This is a genomic window from Kitasatospora putterlickiae (assembly GCF_039527695.1).
Taxonomy (GTDB): Bacteria; Actinomycetota; Actinomycetes; order Streptomycetales; family Streptomycetaceae; genus Kitasatospora; species Kitasatospora putterlickiae.
This window is the reverse complement of sequence record NZ_BAAAKJ010000184.1, coordinates 941-7,302: the sequence shown is the minus strand read 5'-3', so window position 1 is coordinate 7,302 and position 6,362 is coordinate 941. Positions and strand designations below refer to the sequence as shown.

Sequence of the window (6,362 nt, the reverse complement as noted above, 5' to 3'; positions counted from 1 at the left end):
CGCCCTGCTCGCCCGCGAACGCGGCTTCGACGCCGCCGACGCCTGCCTGGAGCGGATGCTGGCCGTCGCCGAGGCGAACGCCCTGCCGGTCTGGCGGGTCGAGGCGCTGCTGCGGCTGGGCGCCAACGCCTTCATGCGCACCGGCGACGGCACCCGCCTGGAGCGCGCCAGGGAGGCCGCCGCCGGACTCGGCGCGATCGTGCTGACCCAGACCCTGGACGGCCTGCTCGCCATGAACGCGGTGATGCGCGGCGAGTGGCGCACCGCCCGCGCCACCGTCGACCGCTGCCTCGACGCCACCGCCCGCCTGCACAACCTCGCCGCCCACCGCTACCTGCTGCTCTCCTCCGCCACCCTCGCCGCCCACCTCGGCCGCACCCGGGAGATGGAGCGCGAACTGGCCCGGTTCCGGCAGGCCGGCGGCGAGGAGTCCTTCCTGACGCCGCTGCGCTACGGGCTCTGCCGTGCGGTCGGCGCGCTGCTCGCCGAGGACCGCGCCGCCGCCCGCGCCGAACTGGACGCGGGCCTGGCCTGGGAGGAGGCGCACCCCAGCGTCTTCTACCTGGCCGGCCGGCACGGCCTGCACCCCCTGCTGGAGGTCGTAGGAGGCCGCTGGGGCCGCGCCGAACTCGACCGGGCCACCGCCGCGCCCGCCGCCGAACTGGCGTGGAACCGCCAGTTCCTGCGCTTCGCGGACGCGGTGCTGCTGGGCCGCGACGGGCACCCGGAACAGGCCGCCCGCGCCCTCGCCGAGACCCGGCCGGCCGCCGCGGACTTCCCGCTCGCGCACCACCTGGCACTGCGGCTCACCGCCGAGGCCGCGCTCGCCGACGGCTGGGGCGAACCGGTGGCCTGGCTGCGCACCGCCGAGGAGTACTTCCACCAACTGGAGGTCCAGCCGGTCGCCGCCGCCTGCCGCACCCTGCTGCGGCGCGCGGGCGCGAGCGTCGCCCAGCACCGCGGCGGCCGCGACGCCGTCCCGGCGGGCCTGCGCACCTGCGGGGTGACGGTCCGTGAGTACGAGGTGCTGGTCCTGCTCGCCGACCGCCCCGGCAACCAGGAGCTCGCCCGCAAGCTCTCCATCTCCCCCCGCACGGTGGAGAAGCACCTCGCCAACCTGCTCGCCAAGACCGGCCGCCCCGACCGCGCCGCCCTCTGCGCCCTCGCCACCGAACTCTGCGCCACCCCCTGAACACCCCCGGCGCCATCCGCGCACCGCTGCGGCCGGGCCTCGGCCGGCGCCTTCATCGACGTCTTCCGCCGCACCTTCGGCCACACCCCGGCGGCGCACCACCACCGGTGACCGGTCTCACGGCGCCAGCCGGACGATCTCGCCGATCTCCAGCGCCGCGTACACCGCCCCGTCCGGTCCGACGGCGATGCCGTGCGGCTCGGCGCCCTCGACCGGCAGCGGGTGCCCGGTGTACCCGCCGTCGGGGGTGAGGCAGCCGATCCGGCCGGCCGCCCATTCGGTGAACCAGAGCCGCCCGTCGGGCCCGGCGGTGACGGCGTGCGGGCGGGCGTCACGGTCGGGCAGCGGATATTCGGTCACCTCGCCGTCCACGGTGATCCGCCCGACCTGGCCGGCGCCGATCTCGACGAACCAGAGCGCGTCGCCGCCCCGGGCGATGCCGACCGGTGCGGCGCCCTCGGTGGGCAGCGGGTGCGGCGTGACCTCGCCGTCCACCGTGATCCGCCCGATCGCGTGCGCCTGGTTGAGGGTGAACCAGAGTGCGCCGTCCGGTCCGGCCGTGATCATCGACGGGAAGCCGCCGGAGACCGGCAGCGGGTACTCGGTCACCTCGCCGTCGACGGTGATCCGCCCGATCCGGTCGGCGTTGAGCTGGGTGAACCAGAGCGCGCCGTCGGGCCCGGCCGTGATCCCGTACGGCCCGCACCCGGCGGGCAGGGCGTAGGAGGTGGCCGCGCCGTCCACGGTGATCCGGCCGATCCGGTGGTCGCGCATCCGGGTGAACCAGAGCGCGCCGTCAGGGCCCGCCGTGATCACCGAGGGCCCGCAGCCGGGGGCGTCCAGCCCGTGGCGGGTGACGCTCCCGTCGGCCGCCAGCCGCCCGACCTCCCCGGCGTGCACCAGCGTGAACCAGAGCGCGCCGTCGGGCCCGACGGTGATCCCGTACGGCCCGGCCGCCCCGTCCGCCACCACGATCCGTTCCATCGTCATGTTCCCTTCCGCCCCTTCCGCATCGGCGGCACTCTCCCCCACCCGTCCCCGCGCGGGCAACCGGTTTTCGGAGCCGGGGAATCGCCGGTGCGGTCGTCCACCACCCCCGTCACGGGTGTCCGTCCGACGCCGCGGCACGGCCGTCCGCCGGTCTACTCCTGGGCCGCGTCGGCGAGGGCCGGGGCCGCGTCGCCATCGCGGTCGGCGCGGCGCCGCCGGCCGGGGCCGCCGCGCAGCACGGAGACCACTCCGAGCCCGGCGGCGCAGACCGGCACGGCCAGCAGGGCGCCGATGATGCCGGCGATCCCGGAGCCGGCCACCACGGCGACCATGATGGTGGCCGGGTGGAGTTCCACCGTCCGGCTCTGGATCAGCGGCTGGAGGATGTTGCCCTCGATGACCTGGACGGCGACCACCACGCCGAGTGCCCAGAGCGCCGTGGCCGGGCCCCCGTCGGCGAGCGCGACAAGCACGGCGACGGTGCCGGAGAGGAAGGCGCCGACGAACGGGATGTAGGCGCCCATGAAGACCAGCGCGCCGAGGCCGGGTGCGCCGGGGACGCTGAGGACGAGCAGGCCGACGGTGATGAAGAAGGCGTCGATGAGGGCGATCAGGGTGGTGCCGCGCATGAAGCCGGCCATCGCCTCGAAGGCCCGCTCGCCGCAGGCCACCACGGTCTCGGCGGTGCGCTCGGGCAGGTAGGAGCGGATGGCCTCGCCGGTGCGGTGGCCGTCGCGCAGGAAGAAGAAGACCAGGGCGAGGGCGAGCACCGCGCCGGTGGCGATCTGGGTGGCGAGGCCGAGGCCGGAGAGCACGCTGTCGGTGAGCGTGGTGACCAGGGTGTTGGTCTCGCCCTGGGCGTTGTCCAGCACGTGCCGGATCTTCTCGCCGAAGGGGCCGAGCCATTCGGCGAGCCGGTCGCCGGCCTCCTGGAGCGCGGAGGCGATCTGCGGGGCGCTGTGCACCAGGGAGTTGACCAGCAGGGCGATGACCGTGCTGACGGCGGCCACCAGCACGGCGCAGGTGAGTCCGGCGGCCACCGAGCGGCTGACCCCGCGGCGGACCATCCACGGCATCACGGGCTGGAGCAGCGAGGTGCCGAGCAGCGCCAGGATCACCGGGACGGTGGCGGCCCGCAGTTCGACCAGGGCGAAGACGACGAGCGAGGCGACCGTGATCAGCAGCACGAGCGCGGCGGACCAGGCGGCGGCGGCCCGGACCGGGGCCGGCAGCATGAGGTAGGGGCGTCGGTGGTCGGCGGGCCGCCGTTCGGGCGGAGTCTGCCCCGGCATCCGTTCCTCCATCCGGTCGATCGGTCCAGGTCTGCCCCATCTCAGCAGATGATCCGATCATGTGCCTGTTTTCTGCACATCTGGGCGCGTCCCGCCCCGGCGGTCGCGGCGCGGCCGGGCCGGGGCGGGCGCGCCGTCACTCACTCGTGGGCCTGGAACGACCAGGCCTGCCGCTGGTCCTGGACCTCCAGCGGTCGCAGCGCGGTGCGCTGCGGGAAGATGTCCAGCACGCTCAGGTCCAGCGCCAGCTCCTGGCCGTCGACCGGGCCCCCCGGGAGGACGACATGGAAGGAGAACGGCTCGGCGGCCTGGTACAGCGCCCATTCGAACGCCTCGTCGGTGCCCCGGACCTGCTGGTTCACCTCCGGCGGACCGTCCAGGCCGACGTAGTCGCCGTGCCGGAGGTTCCTGATGAGGACGTTTCCGTTGTCACAGCCGCTCACCTCCCATTCCTGCTCCCCGGGCTCGCCGGTCGGGGGCAGGACCACCACGAACTCCTTGGCGGCCTGGAGGGTGAGCAGCTGCTCATCGGGCTTGCCGATCGCGTAGACGCCATTGTTCACAGGGGCCATGACCAACTCCACTTCGGTAGGGTGGGTCGATTCAAGCCAGCCGTGGCGGTACGGGTGCGGAGCACCGCCGTGGGGCCACCCCAAGGAGTCACGGCCCCCGCACACCCGTCCGACCGTCGAACGCGCTACCCGGCCTCCTCGAAGCGGACCTCGCCACCGCCGCCCGCGAAGGCGAGCACCCGTTCGGCCTCGGACCGCGCCGCCCGCAGGTCGGCCCGCCCGAGCGGCGCGAACGGCCGGACCGTCAGCGACCACGCCCCGGTCCCCTCCTCGGCCGTCCGCCAGCTCCCGGCGACCAGGCCGTCCACCAGCAGGCTGCCGAGCACGATGCCGTTCTGGGTCATCACCCTCGGCCGGTACGCCTCGGGCAGCACCCGGGTGCGGTCGGCGTGCGAGAGCAGCAGGTTGTCGAACGGCGCGACCAGCCGGACCGGCGCCGGGGTGTCCGGGTCGGGCCGGGGCGCGTCGGGCAGGTCGTACAGCAGCCGGCCCCGCTCGTCGCGGAAGGTGACCAGGCCCGGGGCGAGCCGTTTCAGCACCGGGGCCAGCCGGCTGAGGCCGCACCACTTCTGCAGGTCGGCGGCGGTGGCCGGGCCGAAGGCCGCGAGGTAGCGCAGCGCGAGGCCGTCGGGCGGGGGCGCCGGGTCGAGCGGCCGGCCCAGCCAGGCCTCGGCGGTGGTGTGCGCGGCGGGCCCGCCGCGCCCCCACAGTCCGCGCGGCGGGACCTGCACCAGCGGCAGCAGGCAGCGCGCGGCCTGGGCGAGCGCGGCCGGATCACGGTCCGGCCGGGTGCCGGCGAGTTCGGCGCCCAGCCGCTGGAAGGTGCGCGGCTCCGCCTCGACCAGGGCGCGGGCCTCGGCGGCGAGCGCGTCGAGGTCGAGCCCGGCCAGCCGCTTGCCGAAGGTGGTGCGCAGTTGCTGATCCAGCACCGGCTGCAGCAGGGGGCGCAGGGCCAGGCAGTCCTCGGCGGTGACCAGGTGGATGGTGCCGCGCTGGAGGCCGATCCGCACCACCCGCCGGGTCTCGATCAGCTCGGTGAGCGCGTCGGGGGTGAAGCCGTCCAGCCGGGCGAGCAGGCCGAGGTAGGGCGGCTGCGGGACGGCCTGGGCCTGGAGGCCGCCGAGGTGCCCGATCATCGCGGTCGGGGTGACGGCGGCGCGCTCCAGCAGGTGCTGACGGGCCAGCAGCGCGCGTCCGAGCGCCTGGGCTCCCAGGACCCCGCCGTCCCCGCCCGTGGGGGCCTCGGTCACCGGTGGCCGTCCAGGACGGCGCGCAGCAGGGCGATGCGGTTGCTGGTGATGGAGTCGACGCCGGCCTCGGTCAGCTTGCGCATGGTGCGGCGCAGGTCGGCGGTCCAGGTGGAGACGGCCAGCCCGGCCTGGTGGGCGGCGCCGGTGAAGGCGGGGGTGACCAGGCCGAACGGCGGGTTGATGGACGTCGGGCGCAGGTCGTCGAGCAGGGCGCGCACGGGCAGCCGGGGCTGCTTCCAGGTGAGCGCGAGGTCGGCGTCCGGGGTGAGGGCCCGTACCGCGAGCATGGCGGTGGCCGGGCCGCAGAAGGCGACCCGCTGTTCGGCCCCGAGGCCGGTGACGACCTCCCAGGTGGCGGCGGCCGGGCCGGCGTCGTCGAGGTCGATGAGCAGCCTGGCGCCGGGCGCGGCGTCGGCGGTGGCCTTGAGCGCCTCGGCGAGGGTGGGGACGCGCAGGCGGCCGTCGTCGAAGGCGTCGAGCTGCTCGGCGGTGAGCCGGTCGAGCGGGCGCGGGTCGCCCCAGAGGCGTTCCAGGGTGGCGTCGTGCAGCAGCACCGGGACCCGGTCGCGGGTCAGCCGGACGTCCACCTCGACGGCGTCGGCGCCGGCGGCGAACGCGGACTCGATGGAGGGCAGGGTGTTCTCGCGGTGGCGGTACGGGTCGCCGCGGTGGGCGACGGCGAGGACGGGGCGGCGGGCGGCGGATGCGGTCATCGGTCCGTTCATCGGGTCGGAGCGGCGGTCTGCGCGGGCGGCCGGGGTCAGCGGAGCCGTCCGGCCAGCCACGGGGTCAGGGTGTACAGGGTGACGGCCTCACGGTAGCTCCGCTCACCCGGCACGGTGACGATCATGGTGCAGGCGGGCGGGAAGACCCGCTGCTTGAGGTGGACCAGGCCGCTCCACACCGAGTTCAGGAAGGCCGGGACGCTGTCGCGCGGCACGTCGAAGGCGATCTGGTCGACGGTGACCACCGCCTCGTCGTGGACGAACAGGCGGACGGTGACCTCGGGGACGCCGGCGATCTCGACCAGCGCCTCGTGGGGTATCGCGGCGAGTTCGTCCTGGTC

Annotated in this window: 7 protein-coding genes and 1 pseudogene; 2 read left to right on the top strand and 6 right to left on the bottom strand. The window is 75.5% G+C overall.

All coding sequences use genetic code 11. The features are described from left to right. On the top strand, positions 1–1,192 hold a 1,192-nt coding region (locus tag ABD308_RS18480; protein ID WP_344335813.1), incomplete at its 5' end, for a helix-turn-helix transcriptional regulator. Next, positions 1,193–1,303 (top strand): annotated as a pseudogene (locus ABD308_RS39720) (AraC family transcriptional regulator); the annotation flags it as partial. It abuts the gene before it with no gap. A gap of 6 nt (positions 1,304–1,309) precedes the next feature. Here the strand turns inward: ABD308_RS39720 and ABD308_RS18475 are convergent. The 6 genes from ABD308_RS18475 to ABD308_RS18450 all read right to left on the bottom strand — a co-directional run. Continuing rightward, positions 1,310–2,182, bottom strand: coding sequence for a Vgb family protein (locus ABD308_RS18475; protein WP_344335810.1), 873 nt, complete (start codon positions 2,180–2,182; stop codon positions 1,310–1,312). Between the two features lie 152 nt (positions 2,183–2,334). Then, positions 2,335–3,474, bottom strand: coding sequence for an AI-2E family transporter (locus ABD308_RS18470; protein ID WP_344335808.1), 1,140 nt, complete (start codon positions 3,472–3,474; stop codon positions 2,335–2,337). 140 nt (positions 3,475–3,614) lie between these two features. Continuing rightward, positions 3,615–4,046 (bottom strand): hypothetical protein, encoded by a 432-nt coding sequence (locus tag ABD308_RS18465; protein ID WP_344335807.1) that lies wholly within the window; start codon positions 4,044–4,046, stop codon positions 3,615–3,617. Positions 4,047–4,171: 125 nt separating this feature from the next. After that, positions 4,172–5,296, bottom strand: a complete 1,125-nt coding sequence (locus ABD308_RS18460; RefSeq protein WP_344335805.1) for a winged helix DNA-binding domain-containing protein — start codon at positions 5,294–5,296, stop codon at positions 4,172–4,174. Next, on the bottom strand, positions 5,293–6,009 hold the full coding sequence (locus ABD308_RS18455; protein ID WP_344335802.1) for a glycerophosphodiester phosphodiesterase: 717 nt from the start codon (positions 6,007–6,009) through the stop codon (positions 5,293–5,295). Before ABD308_RS18455 ends, ABD308_RS18460 begins: the two co-directional genes overlap by 4 nt. A 47-nt stretch (positions 6,010–6,056) precedes the next feature. Further along, on the bottom strand, positions 6,057–6,362 hold a 306-nt coding region (locus ABD308_RS18450; protein WP_344335800.1), incomplete at its 5' end, for a hypothetical protein.

What these genes read in the sequence shown, in the direction of transcription:
- ABD308_RS18475 (WP_344335810.1), bottom strand. Translation starts at nt 2,182, where the DNA reads ATGACGATGGAACGGATCGTGGTGGCGGACGGGGCGGCCGGGCCGTAC.
- ABD308_RS18470 (WP_344335808.1), bottom strand. Translation starts at nt 3,474, where the DNA reads ATGCCGGGGCAGACTCCGCCCGAACGGCGGCCCGCCGACCACCGACGC.
- ABD308_RS18465 (WP_344335807.1), bottom strand. Translation starts at nt 4,046, where the DNA reads ATGGCCCCTGTGAACAATGGCGTCTACGCGATCGGCAAGCCCGATGAG.
- ABD308_RS18455 (WP_344335802.1), bottom strand. Translation starts at nt 6,009, where the DNA reads ATGACCGCATCCGCCGCCCGCCGCCCCGTCCTCGCCGTCGCCCACCGC.